This window comes from Lelliottia sp. GFLA7 (genome assembly GCF_056490165.1).
Genome location: NZ_JBWLAQ010000002.1, coordinates 524275 through 542878, shown reverse-complemented (window position 1 = coordinate 542878; position 18604 = coordinate 524275). Strand labels below are relative to the sequence as shown.

The following is an 18604-nucleotide window of genomic DNA, read 5'->3' as shown; positions in this document are numbered from 1 at the left end:
GCCATCATAGAGTTATTAAATACTTAGTCTGCAGAAATTTCATCATGAATGCGTTAAATTTGACCATCAAAATTTGTGTCAGGGAGAAATGAACGACTTTGGAATGACTCACGCATTAGCTGCGCTTACGACTAGTATCACGCAAGCGAAATCCCTATAATTGCGGCGTTTGACGCTCCGGCGTCGTCCTTCCTTTACATCCAGGTTAATCAGGTCGCTAAATTTATGACTGATAAGTCCCATCAGTGCGTCATTATCGGCATCGCCGGCGCATCGGCTTCAGGTAAAAGTCTTATTGCCAGTACGCTTTATCGTGAACTGCGCGATCAGGTTGGTGATGAACACATCGGCGTCATTCCCGAAGACAGCTATTACAAAGATCAATCGCATCTGTCGATGGAAGAGCGTGTAAAAACCAACTACGACCATCCCAATGCCATGGATCACAGTCTACTGTTCCAGCATTTACAAATGATCAAAAACGGCACGCCTATTGATCTCCCGGTCTACAGCTACGTTGATCACACGCGTACGCAGGACACCATTCACATCGAACCGAAGAAGGTCATCATTCTGGAAGGCATTTTGTTGCTGACCGACGCGCGCCTGCGCGAAGCGATGAACTTCTCCATTTTCGTCGATACACCGCTGGATATTTGTCTCATGCGTCGTATCAAACGTGACGTCAACGAGCGTGGCCGTTCGATGGATTCCGTCATGGCGCAATATCAAAAAACGGTACGGCCGATGTTCCTGCAGTTTATCGAACCGTCTAAACAATACGCCGATATCATCGTGCCGCGTGGGGGTAAAAACCGCATTGCCATCGATATTCTGAAAGCGAAAATCAGTCAGTTTTTTGAATAATTCGCGCAAATTGTGTACCGTTCAGAAATAACCTGATTTGCCCTGAGGCCAGTATGGCTTCAGGTTCTGATGCACCAAAGGAGAAAGTGGCATGCGTCTTTGTGACCGTGATATAGAAGCCTGGCTGGACGAAGGCCGTCTGTCTATCACCCCGCGTCCACCCGTGGAGCGAATTAACGGCGTGACCGTTGATGTGCGTCTGGGCAATAAATTCCGCACGTTTAGCGGCCATACCGCTGCTTATATTGATTTGAGCGGGCCGAAAGACGAAGTCAGCGCCGCACTTGATCGTGTAATGAGTGACGAAATCGTGTTGGCAGAAGGTGAAGCCTTTTATCTGCACCCCGGCGAACTGGCGCTGGCGGTCACATTTGAATCCGTCACATTGCCTGCCGATTTGGTTGGCTGGCTGGATGGACGTTCTTCTCTGGCGCGTTTGGGATTAATGGTTCATGTCACCGCGCACCGTATCGATCCAGGTTGGTCAGGTCATATTGTGCTGGAGTTTTTCAACGCCGGGAAACTGCCGCTGGCATTGCGTCCCGGAATGATGATCGGTGCGCTGAGCTTCGAGCCGTTAACCGGCCCGGCCGATCGTCCTTATAACCGCCGGCAGGATGCAAAGTATCGCGATCAGCAGGGCGCGGTTGCCAGTCGTATCGATAAAGACTGAATTTAGGCCGTTCACCGAGGATGCCATGAGAAGAGCTCTTACGACGCTGATGATTTTGCTGGTTGTGCTGGTTGCTGGCCTTTCGGCGTTGGTTCTGCTGGTTAACCCCAATGATTTCCGCAGCTATATGGTGCGGCAGGTCGAAGCACGAAGCGGGTATGAACTGAAGCTTGATGGGTCACTTCGCTGGCACGTTTGGCCGCAGCTCAGCATTCTTTCCGGTCGCATGTCGTTGACAGCGCCTGGTGCCTCCGCTCCCCTGGTCTCTGCAGATAATATGCGTCTTGACGTGGCCTTGATTCCGCTGCTGTCCCATCAGTTGCAGGTGGAACAGGTGATGCTGAAAGGCGCGGTCATTCAACTTACTCCGCAAACCGAAGCCGTTCGCAAAGAGGATGCGCCGGTCGCGCCGCGTGAAAACTCGTTACCTGACGTTCCGGATGATGCCGGCTGGTCGTTTGATATCGGTAGCCTGAGAGTGGTTGATAGCGTGCTGGTGTTCCAGCATGAGGATGAAGAGCAGATCACACTGCGTAACATCAACCTGAAAATGGAACAGGATCAACACCATGTGGCGACCGTTGACTTCTCAGGCCGCATCAACCGAAATCAGCGCGACTTGACGCTGTCGATGAATGCGAACGTCAATGCGTCCGACTATCCGCATCAGCTTACAGCGGATATCACGCAGCTTAACTGGCAGTTGTCCGGTGTTGATTTACCCATTCAGGGGATTACCGGACAGGGCAGTTTGCAGGGAATTTGGCGCGAGGAACATAAGCAGCTTGAGCTGAATAATCTTAACCTGCAGGCCAACGACAGTACGCTGAAAGGGCGCGCCAGCGTCGTGCTGAGTGAACAGCCAAAATGGGTCTTTGATCTCCAGTTTGATAAGTTGAATCTGGAAAATCTGCTGGCGCCACAACCTGTCGTTACCGACAACAATACTGTGCAGCAGGGGCAAAATCAGCCTAAACAAACGCGTCCTGTTATTGCCTCGAATGTCGATCAACTAGACTATAACGGGCTGCGCAGCTTTACCGCGGATATCCAGCTCAAAGCCAACGCTGTACGCTGGCGTGGCATGGATTTCACCAATGTCAGCAGCCAGATGCTGAACCATAATGGTTTGCTGGTTATCTCCGAACTGAGTGGTCAAATGGGCGCGGGGCATATTTCGCTGCCTGGTCTTCTGGACGTGCGTAAAGGAATGGCGAAAGCCGAGTTCCAGCCGCGTCTTGATAACATTGAGATCGGAACCATCCTGAAAGCCTTCGATTATCCTATTGCCCTAACCGGCAATCTGACGATGGCGGGTGATTTTTCCGGCGATAAAATTGATGCGGAAGCATTTCGTCGCAGCTGGCAGGGAACGGCGCATGTTGACCTGGCCGATAGCCGCATGGAAGGCCTGAACTTCCAGCAGCTTGTGCAGCAGGCTGTGGAACGCAGTAGCAGCGTCAAAGCCACTGAAAACTATGACAGCGCGACGCGACTCGACAGGTTTACGGCCGATCTGACGCTGGATGACGGCCAGTTAAAGCTTGATAATATGCAGGGGCAATCTTCGCTTCTGAATATGACGGGCGCAGGCACCATGGATCTGGTGAAAGAGACGACGGATACGCGATTTAACGTCCGCGTGCTGGCCGGTTGGGAAGGGGAAGGCAAACTCATCGATTTCCTGAAAGAAACGCCTATTCCGTTGAACGTTTACGGAAAATGGCAGGAGCTGAACTACAGCCTCCAGGTTGACCAGATTCTGCGTAAACACCTGCAAGATGAAGCGAAGCGTCGTCTGAATGACTGGGCGGACAAAAACAAAGATTCGCAAAACGGTAAGGACGTGAAGAAGCTGATAGATAAGCTTTGATTTCTCGCCGGGCAAGCGCGACAAACGCTTGCCCGGCTCTGTTTTACACTTCGTAATCTAAATCATCTTCCCCGCGCAGCGGAGTCAGCTGCACTTTTTGCACGCGATGGCTTTCGACCTGTAGCGTCTTCAACACGTAATCGCCCACCTGAACCTCTTCGCCCGGCTTCGGAATACGCTGTAGATACTCCATCAGCAATCCGGCAATGGTGTGATATTCACGCTTCTCATCGAGCGGCAGGGGAACATACTGCACCAGATCTTCCAGCGGCATATGGCCGTTAGCCGTCCAGGACCCGTCAGCATTTTTCTGAATGTCATGGCGGGCATCAATTTCATCGATTTCGTTCGGCAGATTACCCGCGATAGTTTCCATCACGTCACTCAGCGTCACCAACCCTTCTACTGACCCGAATTCATCCACCACAAAGGCAAAGTGGGTTCGTGCATTACGGAACTGCTCAAGGGCAGACAGCAGCGGCAATGTTTCGGGGAACACCAGCGGCTGTCGAACGAGTACACGTAAATCCAGCGGATCGCCGCGCAAAGACTGTTGCAACAGGTCAATGATGTGCACCACGCCGAGCAAATCGTCTTCATCATCGCCGCCCGTTACCACCACGCGGGTATGCTGATTTTTATCCAGCAGCGCGCGTATCTGCGTCTCGGGTGAGTTGAGGTCAATATGCTCAATGTCGTGGCGCGACGTCATGATGCTGCTGACAGAGCGCTGATTCAGATTCAACACCCGCTCAATCATCCGGCGTTCTTGCGGGTTAAAAATCTGACTATCGTCGTGATCGGCAAGCAGCGAAGCAGATTCCGCATCAAGTTCGGCATCTTCTTTTTTGCCGCTCAACAGACGCAAAACCGTCTCGGCAGTCCGCTGACGCAATGTCTGATTGGCGGACAGGAAACGGCGTCGATTGAAAATCGCCAACTGATTCAGCGTCTCAATAATGACCGAGAACCCAATCGCCGCGTACAGATAGCCTTTAGGAATAGAGAAACCAAAACCATCTGCCACCAGGCTAAAGCCAATCATCAGCAGGAAGCTCAGACACAGAATGACAATCGTGGGATGGCTGTTCACAAAACGGGTCAGCGCCTTGCTCGCCATGACCATCAGGGTAATGGCGATAATTACCGCGGCCATCATCACCGCCAGGTGATCGACCATGCCCACGGCGGTAATTACGGAATCCAGGGAGAAGACCGCGTCGAGGACCACAATTTGGGCCACAACTGGCCAGAACTTTGCGCCGCTCCGTTGGGTTGGATTATCACTGTCTTTCCCTTCCAGTCGCTCATTCAGTTCGACCGTGGCTTTAAACAGCAGGAACAGCCCACCGAACAGCATGATCAGATCGCGCGCGCTGAAGCTCAGATCGTGGAAGGTAAAAAGGGGCTTGGTCAGCGTGACCATCCAGGAGATAGAGGCCAGCAGCAGCAGGCGCATCACCATTGCCAACAGCAAACCGGTTACGCGTGCGCGGTCGCGCTGCGCCGGGGGCAATTTATCGGCAAGTATGGCGATAAAAACCAGATTATCGATGCCCAGGACTAATTCGATGACGACAAGCGTCACCAGCCCGGCCCAGATTGACGGATCGGCAATCCATTCCATAGTAATTGCAGTACCTTTAGTTATATGACATTTGTCACACTTCGATCATGGATAATGTGGGCGAAAATTGCAATGCCATGCTGAGATTTCTCTTAATTAATGCAAAAAAATATCTCATGGCAATAACCGTATTATTTCCATTGGGAAGTTTAAATTTGTATATCTGGTAATAATTAGGATATATCGCATCTGCTAATTTAGGATTGCTATAAGTCAATATGAAGAAATTCCTAAAACTGCGAAAATTTGCGCTTAATATTATTCTTAAAAACCAATATTAGGACAGATGTCTCCTTGCCTGCTATTAGGTTAGCTGCAACAATTCCCCCAGCATCAAATGTTAAATCTTCTTGCTGCTATTTTTGTACTGGTCTTCGGGGCTGAATTTCAATTCGGCCTGACTCCTAAATGTGCCGGATAATATATCCGCGAAAGCCAGTTTTAAGAGGGTGTCTATCCATAACACATTGTTTCGTCAGTGGATTGGTAACTGAAAGCCAAGGGCGGTAGCGTGCCTGAAAGCGTGTGAATCAGCCTCGATTATTCTGTCAATAGCCAGCGGGTGAATAAGGTTTTTTTAGGAATGATGCCAGTTATATTTCTTTTTGATTAACTGCATTCTGAATGCCAAAACGATCCGCGCTTATTTAAATTGCACAGGATAATTACTCTGCCAAAGTGATAAATAATCAATGATGAAATCCAAAATGAAATTGATGCCATTATTGGTGTCTGTGACCTTGATGAGTGGTTGTACGGTCTTTCCCGGCAGCAATATGTCAACAGTGGGCAAGGATGTGATCAAGCAACAGGATGCTGATTTTGATCTCGACAAAATGGTGAATGTTTATCCATTAACGCCGCGTCTTGTCGAACAATTACGTCCGCGTCCCAATGTGGCGCAGCCAAATATGTCTCTGGACCAGGAAATTGCGAGCTACCAATACCGTGTAGGTCCGGGTGATGTGGTGAGTGTGACCGTCTGGGATCACCCTGAACTGACCACCCCCGCTGGACAATATCGTAGCTCAAGCGACACCGGTAACTGGGTTCAGCCAGATGGCACGATGTTCTATCCCTATATCGGCAAAGTCCATGTCGTTGGGAAAACGCTCGCAGAAATTCGTAGTGATATTACCGGCCGCTTAGCGACGTACATCGCCGATCCGCAGGTTGACGTTAATATCGCCGCGTTCCGTTCGCAAAAAGCCTATGTGTCCGGTGAAGTGAATAAATCGGGCCAGCAGGCGATCACTAACGTCCCGCTGACGATTCTGGATGCGATTAACACAGCAGGCGGTCTGACCGATGCTGCTGACTGGCGCAACGTGGTGCTGACGCACAACGGGAAAGAAGAGCGCATTTCGCTCCAGGCGCTTATGCAGAACGGCGACCTGAGCCAAAACCGTTTGCTCTATCCTGGCGATATTCTGTTTGTTCCGCGCAATGACGATCTGAAAGTGTTCGTGATGGGCGAAGTGAAGAAACAAACCACGCTCAAAATGGACTTCAGCGGCATGACCCTGACCGAAGCGCTGGGTAATGCGGAAGGCCTCGACATGACGGCGTCTAACGCCAGCGGCATCTTCGTTATTCGTCCGCTGAAAGGCGAGGGCAGTGCCAAAGGCAAAATTGCCAACATCTACCAGTTGGATATGTCCGATGCGACGTCTCTGGTTATGGCAACCGAGTTCCGACTCCAGCCATACGATGTGGTGTACGTCACCACGGCACCGGTTGCCCGCTGGAACCGTCTGATCAACCAGTTGCTGCCAACCATCAGTGGCGTCCGCTACATGACGGATACGGCGCGCAACATTCATACCTGGTAATCGCGATGTTTAACAAAATTCTGGTGGTGTGCGTGGGGAACATTTGCCGTTCCCCCACGGCTGAACGGCTGCTGAAAAATTACCAGCCCAATCTGATCGTCGAATCAGCAGGGCTTGGGGCGCTCGTCGGTAAAGGGGCCGATGAGCGCGCAACGAGCGTGGCGCAGGCACATAACCTCTCCTTAGACGGGCACGTTGCCCGTCAGGTGTCTGGCCGGATGTGTCGGGATTACGATCTGATCCTGGCGATGGAAAAACGCCATATCCATGCGCTGTGTGAACTCGCTCCGGAGATGCGCGGCAAGGTGATGCTGTTCGGTCACTGGGACGGTGAACGCGAAATTCCCGATCCGTATCGTAAAAGCCGTGAGGCATTTGAGGCGGTTTATACCTTACTTGACCAGTCTGCCCAACAGTGGGCGCAGGCACTGAAAGCTCAGCAGGGATAACAATGACAGAAAAAACAAAACCTTCTGCCGCCCCGATTTCGGGCAGTGATGAAATAGATATTGGTCGTCTGGTCGGGACGGTCGTTGAGGCGAAATGGTGGGTACTGGGCATTACCGCGGTGTTTGCGTTAGCCGCCGTGATTTACACCCTGTTTGCGACGCCAATCTATAGCGCCGATGCGCTGGTACAAATTGAGCAGAACTCGGGCAACTCGCTGGTGCAGGATATCGGTTCGGCGCTGGCGAATAAGCCACCGGCCTCGGACGCTGAAATTCAGCTCATCCAGTCGCGCCTGGTGCTCGGCAAAACCGTTGACGATCTCGATCTCGATATCGGTGTCACCAAAGATACCTTCCCGATTTTTGGTGCGGGTTGGGACAGGCTGATGGGCCGTCAAAATGACATGGTCAAAGTGACCACCTTTGAGCTGCCAAAAGGGGCGGGCGATCAGGTCTTCACTCTGGAAGTTCTCGGGCCAAAACAGTACCAGCTCACCAGCGACGCCGGGTTTAGCGCACGGGGTGAAGTCGGACAGATGCTGACCAAAAATGGCGTCACTATGATGGTGAGCGACATCAAAGCGGCGGAGGGCGGCAAATTCACCGTGTCCAAATTCTCGATGCTGGGGATGATCAACAATCTGCAGGGCAATCTCACCGTAACGGAAAATGGAAAGGACACCGGTGTCCTGAGCATGACCTTCACCGGTGAAGACAAAGACAAGATCCGCGACATTCTTAACAGCATTACCCGCAACTATCTTGAGCAAAACGTCGAACGCAAGTCCGCTGAGGCGGCAAAAAGTCTTGCCTTCCTGGCAAAACAGCTCCCGGAAGTGCGCGCGCATCTTGATGAAGCGGAAAACAAGCTGAACGCCTATCGTCAGGATAAAGATTCGGTCGATCTGCCGCTGGAGGCGAAATCCGTCCTCGACTCGATGGTGAACATCGACGCGCAGCTGAATGAGCTGACGTTCAAAGAAGCGGAAATTTCGAAGCTCTACACCAAACGTCACCCGGCGTACCGCACGCTACTGGAAAAACGTCAGGCGCTGGAAGATGAGAAATCAAAACTCAACAACCGCGTAACGGCGATGCCGAAAACCCAGCAGGAAATTGTGCGTCTGACCCGCGATGTGGAATCGGGCCAGCAGGTGTACATGCAGCTCTTGAACAAACAGCAGGAGCTGAAGATCACCGAAGCCAGTACCGTTGGCGATGTCCGTATCGTTGACCCGGCGATCACCCAACCGGGTGTGCTCAAACCGAAAAAAGCGCTGATCGTTCTGGGCAGCATTATTCTCGGTCTGATGCTGTCGATTATGGGCGTGCTGCTGCGTTCACTCTTCAATCGCGGAATCGAAAGCCCGCAGGTGCTCGAAGAGAATGGGATCAGCGTTTACGCCAGCATCCCGCTGTCGGAATGGCAGAAATCGCGGGATAGCGTCAAAACCGTCAAAGGGATTAAACGCTACAAACAGAGTCAATTACTGGCAGTCGGTAACCCCACGGATCTGGCGATTGAAGCGGTGCGTAGCCTGCGAACCAGCCTGCATTTCGCGATGATGCAGGCCAAAAATAACGTCCTGATGATGACCGGTGTGAGTCCCTCGATTGGTAAAACCTTCGTCTGCGCCAACCTGGCGGCGGTGGTGAGTCAAACCAATAAACGCGTGCTGCTGATCGACTGCGACATGCGTAAGGGCTACACCCACGAACTGTTAGGGACCAACAACGTCAACGGTCTGTCGGAGATTCTGCTCGGCAAAGGGGAGATTGAGCAGTGCGCCAAGCCGACGTCGATCACTAACTTTGACCTTGTACCGCGCGGTCAGGTGCCACCGAATCCCTCCGAACTGCTGATGAGCGAGCGTTTCACGCAACTGATTGAGTGGGCGAGCAAACATTACGATCTCGTTCTGATTGATACCCCGCCGATTCTGGCCGTGACCGATGCCGCCGTGGTCGGTCGCCACGCTGGCACCACGCTGATGGTGGCTCGTTATGCGGTCAACACGCTGAAGGAAGTGGAAACCAGCCTGAACCGCTTTGAGCAGAACGGCATCGATGTGAAAGGGGTGATTCTGAACTCCATCTTCCGTCGTGCGACGGGATACCAGGATTACGGGTATTACGAGTACGAATACAAGTCTGACAGTAAATAACCGTTTTCCCTCACCCTAACCCTCTCCCGACGGGAGAGGGAATTGTATCGTCTCTCTTCTGGGGCGATGGGTGAGGGCAGAAACAACCAGCCATTCGGGGAAGAAAATGACAACACAACGCCCTTTGATCTCCATTTATATGCCGACCTGGAATCGTCAGCAGTTGGCGATCCGCGCGATTAAATCGGTATTACGTCAGGACTACGACAACTGGGAAATGATCATCGTCGATGACTGCTCTTCGTCTTATGAGCAGCTACAAAAGTTTGTTGAAGAACTTGGCGATGCGCGGGTGAAATATATCCACAACGACATTAATTCCGGCGCGTGTGCCGTGCGAAACCAGGCGATTCTCCAGTCTAGCGGGGAGTTCATCACGGGTATTGATGATGATGATGAATGGACGCCAAACCGTTTGTCCATTTTCCTGGCGCACAAGCATCAGCTGGTGACGCATGCATTCTTGTACGCCAATGACTATGTCTGCGAGGGTGAAGTTTATTCCCAACCGGCGAGCCTGCCGCTGTATCCAAAGTCACCGTACTCTCGCCGCCTGTTCTACAAGCGCAATATTATTGGCAATCAGGTCTTTACCTGGGCGTGGCGTTTCAAAGAGTGCCTGTTTGATACCGAACTGAAAGCCGCGCAGGACTACGACATTTTCCTGCGCATGGTGGTGGAATATGGCGAACCGTGGAAAGTGGACGACGCCACGCAAATTCTGCATATCAATCACGGTGAGATGCAAATCACCTCATCGCCAAAGAAATTCTCTGGCTACTTCCATTTTTACCGCAAGCACAAAGACAAGTTTGACCGTGCCAGCCGTAAATATCAGCTTTTTACGCTGTATCAGATCCGCAATAAGCGCATGAACTGGCGCACGCTGCTGACGCTCTTTTCAGTGCGCAATACCAAGCGTCTGGCTGATGGGCTGCGGGGGAAATAATGATTCTGGAAGATTGCCGCGCCAACAGCTGGAGCCTGCGCCCGTGCTGCATGGTTCTGGCGTACCGCATTGCACATTTTTGCTCCGTCTGGCGCAAAAAAAATGTCCTCAATAATCTGTGGGCGGCACCGATTCTGGTGCTGTATCGCATCATCACCGAGTGTCTGTTTGGTTACGAAATTCAGGCCGCAGCCACCATTGGACGACGCTTTACCATTCATCACGGTTATGCCGTGGTGATCAATAAATTTGTCGTCGCGGGTGATGATTTCACGATTCGCCACGGCGTAACCATCGGCAACCGTGGCCCGGCGAGTCTGGCGTGCCCAGTGATTGGCAACAATGTCGAGCTGGGCGCAAACGTCGTCATGATCGGTGAAATTACCGTGGGTAATAACGTCACTATCGGTGCGGGCAGCGTGGTGCTGGACAGCATTCCTGATAACGCGCTTGTCACCGGTGAAAAAGCCCGTGTGAAGGTCATCAAATGAATATTCTGCAATTTAACGTTCGCCTGGCAGAGGGCGGGGCGGCAGGCGTCGCACTAGATCTTCATCAGCGCGCGCTGCAAAAAGGTCTCCAGTCACGTTTTGTCTACGGCTATGGTAAAGGCGGCAAAAAAAGCGTCAGTCACGATAATTATCCGCAGGTTTTAAAGCAAACGCCGCGCCTGACGTCGATTGCCAACATCGCGCTGTTCCGCCTGTTTAACCGCGATCTGTTTGGGAATCTCAACAGTCTTTATCGCACCGTGACCCGCACCAGCGGCCCGGTCGTGCTGCATTTCCACGTGTTGCACAGCTACTGGCTCAACCTGGAAGAGGTCGTGGCGTTTTGCGAGAACGTGCAGGCGCACAAACCGGACACCACATTTGTGTGGACCTTACACGATCACTGGAGCGTCACCGGGCGCTGCGCCTTTACCGACGGCTGCGAAGGCTGGAAAACAAACTGCCAGAAATGTCCGACGCTTTCCAATTATCCCCCGGTGAAAGTGGATCGCGCGCACAAGCTGGTGGCCGGCAAACGTCAGCTCTTCCGCGACATGCTGGCGCTGGGGTGTACTTTTATCTCGCCAAGTCAGCACGTCGCCGATGCGTTTAATAGCCTGTACGGCCCGGGCCGCTGCCAGATCATTAACAACGGCATTGATGTGGCGACCGAAGAAATTCTGGCGGAACTCACGCCGGTGGCCGTGACCCCTGGGAAACCGAAAATCGCCGTGGTGGCACACGATCTGCGCTACGACGGGAAAACCAATCAGCGGCTGGTGCGCGACATGATGGCGCTCGGCGACAAAATTGAGCTGCACACCTTCGGTAAATTCTCGCCGTTTGAGGGCGCTAACGTCACCAACCACGGGTTTGAAACCGATAAGCGCAAGCTGATGAGCGCCCTGAACGGAATGGATGCTCTGGTCTTCAGTTCGCGCGTGGATAACTATCCGCTGATTTTGTGCGAAGCGCTGTCCATTGGCGTGCCGGTCATTGCAACCCACAGCGATGCTGCGCGTGAAGTGCTGGAAAAATCAGGCGGTAAAACCTTCAGCGAAGATGAGGTTTTACCGCTGGTGCAACACGCCAAGGCGGACATCGCACAGGCTGTTTTTGGCACTGACCTGGAATCGTTCCGCAACCGCAGCCGTAAAGCGTATAGCGGCCAACAGATGCTGGAGGAATATGTCTCGTTCTATCAGAATCTGTAGTTATCTGCTGCTTCCGCTTATCTACCTGCTGGTCAACGTCAAAATTGCCCAGCTCGGCGAAAGTTTTCCGATAACCATCGTCACCTTCTTGCCCGTTTTGCTGTTGATGTACGTTGAGAAAATCAGCATCAAGAAGCTGATGATTGCCCTGGGGCTCGGTTTTGGCTTAACGGCTTTCAACTATGTCTTCGGTCAGTCGCTGGACGCGAGCAAATACGTAACCTCCACCATGCTGTTTGTTTATATCGTGATTATTATCGGCATGGTGTGGAGTATTCGTTTTAAAACGATTTCCCCGCACAATTATAGGAAAATCCTTAGGTTCTTTTATATTGCCGTGACGTTCATTGTTGTGCTTGCTGCATTAGAAATGGCGCAAATTATTTTGGCCGGCGGCAGTAGCCTGATGGAAATAATTTCGAAATATCTCATTTACAGTAACAGCTATGTACTGAACTTCATTAAATTTGGTGGTAAGCGAACCACGGCGCTTTATTTTGAACCCGCATTTTTTGCTCTGGCATTAATCTCAATTTGGCTGAGCATCAAACAGTTTGGTATCAAAACCCCCAAGACCGATGCTATGATTCTTGCAGGGATTGTCCTGTCAGGCTCATTCTCTGGGGTAATGACGTTTATCCTGTTTTACCTGCTTGAATGGGCATTTCAGTATCTGAACAAAGACGCGATCAAGAAAAAACTACCGTTAGCAATAATTTCGCTAACCGTATTTTTAGTGGGCATTGTTTTTGCATTTCCCTACATCGCAACGCGTCTGGGTGATTTAGGCACAGAAGGCTCGTCTTCTTATTATCGAATTATTGGGCCGCTGGTGATGGTTGGGTATTCTTTAACCCATATCGATGGCGTAGTCAGATTTGGCTCACTTTATGAATATGTTGCATCATTCGGAATCTTTAACGGTGCGGACGTCGGTAAAACCATAGACAATGGTCTGTATCTGCTGATTATTTATTTCTCATGGTTCGCAGTGCTGTTAACGCTGTGGTACATGTTTAAAGTTTTCAAAATGATGCTTAATGCATTCGGTGATAATCAAAACTTTCGTGTGCAGCTTTATCTTTTTACGCCGGTGTCGCTGTTTTTTACCGGGTCAATATTTAGCCCGGAATATGCATTCTTAATTGTGTGTCCGTTTATTTTGCGTAAAGCGCTCAATATTACGCGGGTATGACGAAATGAGGTGGTTTATGTTTCGATATTCAAAATTATGCAAGTTGCATCAAGGCGGCAAGGCTGAGAATTCCCAGGCGCTGACGCAAGTCAATGACTGGGGTGAACAGATGAAGCCAACGCAGAGGCAGCTTGAAGAATGATGAATATAAGCGTTATTACTGTCGCCTTTCGCAACCACGAAGGGGTAGTAAAAACCTGGCGCTCGCTGCGCAACCTGGCACGCGATCCCAGCCTCACGTTTGAATGGATTGTGGTCGACGGCGGCTCAAATGATGGCACGGCTGAATTTCTCGAAAAACTGAACGGGGAGTTCAACTTACGCTACATCAGTGAGAAAGATAAAGGCATTTACGATGCGATGAATAAAGGCATCGAGATGGCGCAAGGGCGCTATTCCATTTTCCTGAATTCGGGCGATATTTTCCACGAAGACGTGGCGCTTTTTGCGCGTCAACTTGCGCGTCAGAAAGACGACGCAATGGTCATCGGCGATGCGCTGCTGGATTTTGGTGATGGCAATAAAGTGTGCCGTAGCGCGAAACCCGGCTGGTATATCTATCACAGTTTACCGGCCAGTCATCAGGCAATTTTCTTCCCGACAGTCGGGCTGAAAAAACACCCCTATGATTTGCAATATAAGGTGTCATCTGATTATGCGCTGGCTGCCAGCCTGTATAAATCAGGTTATCCGTTCCGTCGAATTAAAGGCCTGGTGTCAGAATTCTCAATGGGCGGCGTGTCAACCTCGAATAATCTGGAATTATGCCAGGATGCCAAAAAAGTGCAGCGCAATATATTACGCGTGCCGGGCTTCTGGGCGGAATTATCCTATTTATTCCGTCTGAGAACGACGGGCAAAACGAAAGCCTTATATAACAAAGTCTAAATATAAGGGAAGGTTATGCAGGATCTCAGTGGTTTTTCCGTTCCCAAAGGATTCCGGGGCGGCAATGGAATTAAGGTGCAATTATGGTGGGCTGTGCAGGCAACATTATTTGCCTGGTCGCCACAGGTTTTGTATCGCTGGCGCGCCTTTTTACTGCGAATGTTTGGCGCAAAAATCGGCAAGAATGTGGTTATTCGTCCGTCAGTCAAAATTACGTATCCGTGGAAATTAACACTCGGTGATTATGCCTGGGTAGGGGATGACGCGGTGTTATATACCCTGGGTGAAATTACCATCGGCGCACATTCCGTGGTGTCTCAGAAGTGTTATTTGTGTACCGGCAGTCATGATTTTATGAGTCCGCATTTTGATATTAATGCCACGCCTATTGTGATTGGCGAAAAATGCTGGCTCGCGACGGATGTCTTTGTTGCACCTGGTATTACTGTTGGCGATGGCACGGTTATTGGTGCACGCAGCAGCGTTTTTAAATCGCTTCCGGCAAATAAGATTTGCCGTGGCAACCCCGCAGTGGTGATACGCGAACGCGTTGAAACTGAATGAATTCATAAGTAGAGGAAAATAAACATGTCTAAAGTCGCTCTCATCACCGGCGTTACCGGACAGGATGGTTCTTATCTGGCGGAGCTGTTGCTGGAAAAAGGGTATGAAGTTCACGGTATTAAACGTCGTGCTTCGTCGTTCAACACTGAACGTGTGGACCATATCTACCAGGATCCACATTCAGCGAATCCGAAATTCCATCTGCATTACGGCGATCTGACCGATTCCTCCAACCTGACCCGTATCCTGCAGGAAGTACAGCCTGATGAAGTGTACAACCTGGGTGCGATGAGCCACGTAGCGGTATCGTTTGAATCCCCGGAATACACCGCAGATGTTGATGCCATGGGCACGCTGCGTCTGCTGGAAGCCATTCGTTTCCTGGGTCTTGAGAAGAAAACTCGTTTCTACCAGGCGTCCACCTCTGAGCTGTACGGTCTGGTGCAGGAAACCCCGCAGAAAGAGACCACGCCGTTCTACCCGCGCTCTCCTTACGCTGTCGCAAAACTGTACGCTTACTGGATCACCGTGAACTACCGTGAATCCTACGGCATGTATGCGTGTAACGGTATTTTGTTCAACCACGAATCCCCACGTCGTGGCGAAACCTTCGTGACCCGCAAAATCACCCGCGCGATCGCTAACATCGCTCAGGGCCTCGAGAAGAAACTGCACCTCGGCAACATGGATTCCCTGCGTGACTGGGGCCATGCGAAAGACTACGTGAAAATGCAGTGGATGATGTTGCAGCAGGACAACCCGGAAGATTTCGTGATTGCGACCGGCGTGCAGTATTCCGTGCGTCAGTTCGTTGAAATGGCCGCAGCACAGCTGGGTATCAAACTGCGTTTCGAAGGCACCGGCGTTGAAGAGAAGGGCATTGTGGTTTCTGTTACCGGCCATGATGCACCAGGCGTGAAACCGGGCGATGTGATCGTTGAAGTTGATCCGCGCTACTTCCGTCCTGCTGAAGTAGAAACCCTGCTCGGCGATCCAACCAAAGCGCATGAAAAACTGGGCTGGAAACCGGAAATCACCCTGCAGGAAATGGTATCTGAAATGGTGGCCAAGGATCTCGAAGCGGCGAAAAAACACTCCCTGCTTAAGTCCCATGGCTACGAGGTTGCCATCGCGCTGGAGTCCTGAGAATGACCAAACAACGTATTTTTGTCGCCGGTCATCGTGGGATGGTGGGATCTGCCATCGTCCGTCAGCTTGAGCAGCGCGGTGATGTCGACGTCGTGGTGCGTACCCGCGACGAGCTGAACCTGCTTGACGGCCAAGCCGTGCAGGCATTCTTTGCGAACGAACGTATCGATCAGGTGTATCTGGCGGCGGCAAAGGTTGGCGGCATTGTCGCCAACAACACGTACCCCGCGGATTTCATCTACGAAAACATGATGATCGAGAGCAACATTATTCACGCCGCGCATCTGCACAACGTGAATAAGCTGCTGTTCCTCGGCTCTTCATGCATTTATCCGAAGCTGGCAAAGCAGCCGATCGCTGAGAGCGAACTGCTGCAGGGCACGCTCGAAGAGACGAACGAGCCTTACGCGATTGCCAAGATTGCCGGTATCAAACTGTGCGAATCCTACAACCGCCAGTATGGCCGCGATTATCGTTCGGTGATGCCGACCAATCTGTACGGTCCGCACGATAACTTCCATCCCAGCAACTCGCATGTGATCCCAGCGCTGCTGCGTCGTTTCCATGAAGCGACGGCGGAAAGTACGCCAGACGTCGTGGTGTGGGGGAGTGGTACGCCAATGCGCGAGTTCCTGCATGTTGATGACATGGCCGCTGCCAGCATTCACGTGATGGAGTTGGATCCCGAAGTGTGGCAGGAAAATACCGAGCCGATGCTTTCGCACATCAACGTCGGAACCGGAGTGGATTGCACGATTCGCGAGCTGGCGCAGACCATTGCGCACGTGGTGGGCTACAAAGGCCGTGTGGTGTTTGATGCCACCAAGCCGGACGGCACGCCGCGCAAACTGCTGGACGTGACGCGTCTGCATCAGCTCGGCTGGTATCACGAGGTATCACTTGAGCAGGGGCTGGCAAGCACCTACCAGTGGTTCCTGGAAAACCAGCACCGCTTCCGGGGGTAATCATGTTTTTAAGTCAGGAAGATTTTGCCACGGTAGTGCGTTCTACCCCGCTGATATCCATCGATTTGATTGTGGAAAACGAGCGAGGGGAGTTCCTGCTGGGTCAACGAACCAATCGCCCTGCGCAAGGGTACTGGTTCGTCCCCGGTGGACGCGTACAAAAGGATGAACGGCTTGAGCGCGCTTTCGAGCGCCTCACGCTGGCGGAACTGGGGCTGAGCCTGCCGATGACGGCAGGCCAGTTTTACGGGATCTGGCAGCACTTCTATGACGATAACTTTTCCGGCACCGATTTCAGCACCCATTACGTGGTGCTGGGCTTTTGCCTGAAAGTGAATCAGGCCGATCTGAACCTGCCTGATTCACAACATGATGCTTACCGCTGGCTAACGGCTGATGCCCTATTGGCAAGCGAAAACGTGCATGACAATAGCCGCGCGTACTTCCTTGCCGACCGCCAGGCCGAGGTAACAGAACGATGAAGATCCTTGTCTACGGCATCAATTACTCGCCAGAACTCACCGGTATCGGCAAATACACCGGTGAAATGGTCGAGTGGATGGCCAGCCAGGGTCACGAGGTGCGGGTCATTACGGCCCCGCCTTACTACCCGGAATGGAAAGTCGGCGAACGTTATTCCAGCTGGCGCTATCGCCGTGAAGTGGGCAATGCGACCGTCTGGCGCTGTCCGCTGTATGTGCCTAAACAGCCTTCGACGCTGAAGCGTCTGATTCATCTGGGCAGCTTTGCGCTCAGCAGTTTCTTCCCGCTGATGGCGCAGCGTCGCTGGAAGCCAGACCGCATTATCGGCGTGGTGCCGACGCTGTTTTGCACGCCAGGCATGCGCTTGCTGGGCAAACTCTCGGGCGCACGTACCATCCTGCATATTCAGGATTACGAAGTTGACGCGATGCTCGGCCTGGGCATGGCGGGTAAAGGCAAGAGTGGCAAGGTGGCCAAACTCGCCAGCGCCTTTGAGCGCAGCAATCTGCATAACGTCGATTACGTCTCAACGATCTCGCGCTCAATGATGAACAAAGCGCAGGAGAAAGGCGTTCCGGCTGAAAAATTGATTTTCTTCCCGAACTGGTCAGAAGTGGCCCGTTTTCGTGATGTGAGCGAGGGCGGTGCGCTGGCCTTGCGTTCGCAGCTCGGTTTACCTGACGGCCAAAAAATCATTCTTTACTCAGGCAACATTGGCGAAAAACAGGGGCTGGAAAGCGTCATTGACGCCGCCGCGCAACTGAGCAATCAGCCCTGGACATTCGTGATTGTCGGGCAGGGTGGCGGTAAAGCGCGACTGGAGAAAATGGTCAGCGAACGCGGCCTGACCAACGTGAAATTCTTCCCGCTTCAGTCCTACGAGGCACTGCCTGCGTTACTGAAGATGGGCGATTGCCATTTGGTCGTGCAAAAGCGCGGCGCGGCGGATGCGGTACTGCCTTCGAAATTGACCAACATTTTGGCCGTCGGCGGCAACGCGGTGATCACAGCGGAGCCAGAAACCGAACTTGGTCAGCTGTGCGATACGTACCCGGAGATCGCGGTTTGCGTTGAACCGGAATCAGTCCCTGCGCTGGTCGTGGGCATTGAGCGGGCACTCGCCATGCCAAAACAAAACACGGTGGCACGTCAATATGCCGAACGCACGCTCGAAAAAGAGAACGTGCTTAGCCAATTTATTGCAGATATACGGGGATAAA

At 52.0% G+C, this 18604-nt stretch carries 17 protein-coding genes; 16 read left to right on the top strand and 1 reads right to left on the bottom strand.

Features of this window, described 5'->3' with window-relative positions:
- Positions 1-225: 225 nt before the first annotated feature.
- The 3 genes from udk to asmA all read left to right on the top strand — a co-directional run bounded on the left by udk (position 226) and on the right by asmA (position 3413).
- The gene (udk, locus tag AC07RN_RS08140) at positions 226-867 is read left to right on the top strand and encodes a uridine kinase (protein WP_015959679.1); all 642 of its coding nucleotides are present in this window, start codon (positions 226-228) and stop codon (positions 865-867) included.
- A gap of 91 nt (positions 868-958) precedes the next feature.
- Positions 959-1540 (top strand): dCTP deaminase, encoded by a 582-nt coding sequence (dcd, locus tag AC07RN_RS08135; RefSeq protein WP_015959678.1) that lies wholly within the window; start codon positions 959-961, stop codon positions 1538-1540.
- Positions 1541-1565: 25 nt separating this feature from the next.
- On the top strand, positions 1566-3413 hold the full coding sequence (gene asmA / locus AC07RN_RS08130; protein WP_478336072.1) for an outer membrane assembly protein AsmA: 1848 nt from the start codon (positions 1566-1568) through the stop codon (positions 3411-3413).
- Positions 3414-3456: 43 nt separating this feature from the next.
- On the opposite strand, the gene AC07RN_RS08125 is transcribed toward asmA, so the two are convergent.
- Positions 3457-5040, bottom strand: coding sequence for a TerC family protein (locus AC07RN_RS08125; protein WP_478336071.1), 1584 nt, complete (start codon positions 5038-5040; stop codon positions 3457-3459).
- Between the two features lie 692 nt (positions 5041-5732).
- Here AC07RN_RS08125 and AC07RN_RS08120 point away from each other — a divergent pair.
- From AC07RN_RS08120 to wcaI, 13 genes are all read left to right on the top strand, one after another.
- Positions 5733-6872 (top strand): polysaccharide export protein, encoded by a 1140-nt coding sequence (locus tag AC07RN_RS08120; RefSeq protein ID WP_015959675.1) that lies wholly within the window; start codon positions 5733-5735, stop codon positions 6870-6872.
- A 5-nt stretch (positions 6873-6877) separates the two neighbouring features.
- The gene (wzb, locus tag AC07RN_RS08115; RefSeq protein ID WP_015959674.1) at positions 6878-7321 is read left to right on the top strand and encodes a low molecular weight protein-tyrosine-phosphatase Wzb; all 444 of its coding nucleotides are present in this window, start codon (positions 6878-6880) and stop codon (positions 7319-7321) included.
- A 2-nt stretch (positions 7322-7323) separates the two neighbouring features.
- Positions 7324-9486 (top strand): tyrosine-protein kinase Wzc, encoded by a 2163-nt coding sequence (gene wzc / locus AC07RN_RS08110; RefSeq protein WP_015959673.1) that lies wholly within the window; start codon positions 7324-7326, stop codon positions 9484-9486.
- 106 nt (positions 9487-9592) lie between these two features.
- The gene (gene wcaA, locus AC07RN_RS08105) at positions 9593-10435 is read left to right on the top strand and encodes a colanic acid biosynthesis glycosyltransferase WcaA (RefSeq protein WP_015959672.1); all 843 of its coding nucleotides are present in this window, start codon (positions 9593-9595) and stop codon (positions 10433-10435) included.
- Between the two features lie 2 nt (positions 10436-10437).
- Positions 10438-10926 carry a colanic acid biosynthesis acetyltransferase WcaB gene (gene wcaB, locus AC07RN_RS08100; protein WP_449555305.1) on the top strand — a complete coding sequence of 163 codons (489 nt, stop codon included), beginning with the start codon at positions 10438-10440 and terminating at the stop codon, positions 10924-10926.
- Positions 10923-12140, top strand: coding sequence for a colanic acid biosynthesis glycosyltransferase WcaC (gene wcaC / locus AC07RN_RS08095; protein ID WP_015959670.1), 1218 nt, complete (start codon positions 10923-10925; stop codon positions 12138-12140). Before wcaB ends, wcaC begins: the two co-directional genes overlap by 4 nt.
- Positions 12115-13335: a colanic acid polymerase WcaD gene (wcaD, locus tag AC07RN_RS08090; protein ID WP_478336286.1), complete on the top strand. Its 1221-nt coding sequence runs from the start codon at positions 12115-12117 to the stop codon at positions 13333-13335. Before wcaC ends, wcaD begins: the two co-directional genes overlap by 26 nt.
- A gap of 141 nt (positions 13336-13476) precedes the next feature.
- The gene (gene wcaE, locus AC07RN_RS08085; RefSeq protein ID WP_478336285.1) at positions 13477-14223 is read left to right on the top strand and encodes a colanic acid biosynthesis glycosyltransferase WcaE; all 747 of its coding nucleotides are present in this window, start codon (positions 13477-13479) and stop codon (positions 14221-14223) included.
- 15 nt (positions 14224-14238) lie between these two features.
- Positions 14239-14787, top strand: a complete 549-nt coding sequence (gene wcaF, locus AC07RN_RS08080) for a colanic acid biosynthesis acetyltransferase WcaF (protein ID WP_015959667.1) — start codon at positions 14239-14241, stop codon at positions 14785-14787.
- Between the two features lie 24 nt (positions 14788-14811).
- Positions 14812-15933, top strand: a complete 1122-nt coding sequence (gene gmd / locus AC07RN_RS08075) for a GDP-mannose 4,6-dehydratase (protein WP_015959666.1) — start codon at positions 14812-14814, stop codon at positions 15931-15933.
- Between the two features lie 2 nt (positions 15934-15935).
- Positions 15936-16901, top strand: coding sequence for a GDP-L-fucose synthase (fcl, locus tag AC07RN_RS08070; RefSeq protein WP_235133656.1), 966 nt, complete (start codon positions 15936-15938; stop codon positions 16899-16901).
- A 2-nt stretch (positions 16902-16903) separates the two neighbouring features.
- Positions 16904-17383: a GDP-mannose mannosyl hydrolase gene (locus tag AC07RN_RS08065; protein WP_235133655.1), complete on the top strand. Its 480-nt coding sequence runs from the start codon at positions 16904-16906 to the stop codon at positions 17381-17383.
- A complete protein-coding gene (wcaI, locus tag AC07RN_RS08060; protein ID WP_478336070.1) occupies positions 17380-18603 on the top strand; it encodes a colanic acid biosynthesis fucosyltransferase WcaI in 1224 nt (407 codons plus the stop codon). The genes AC07RN_RS08065 and wcaI overlap by 4 nt, the downstream gene beginning before the upstream one ends.
- Position 18604: the final 1 nt, after the last annotated feature.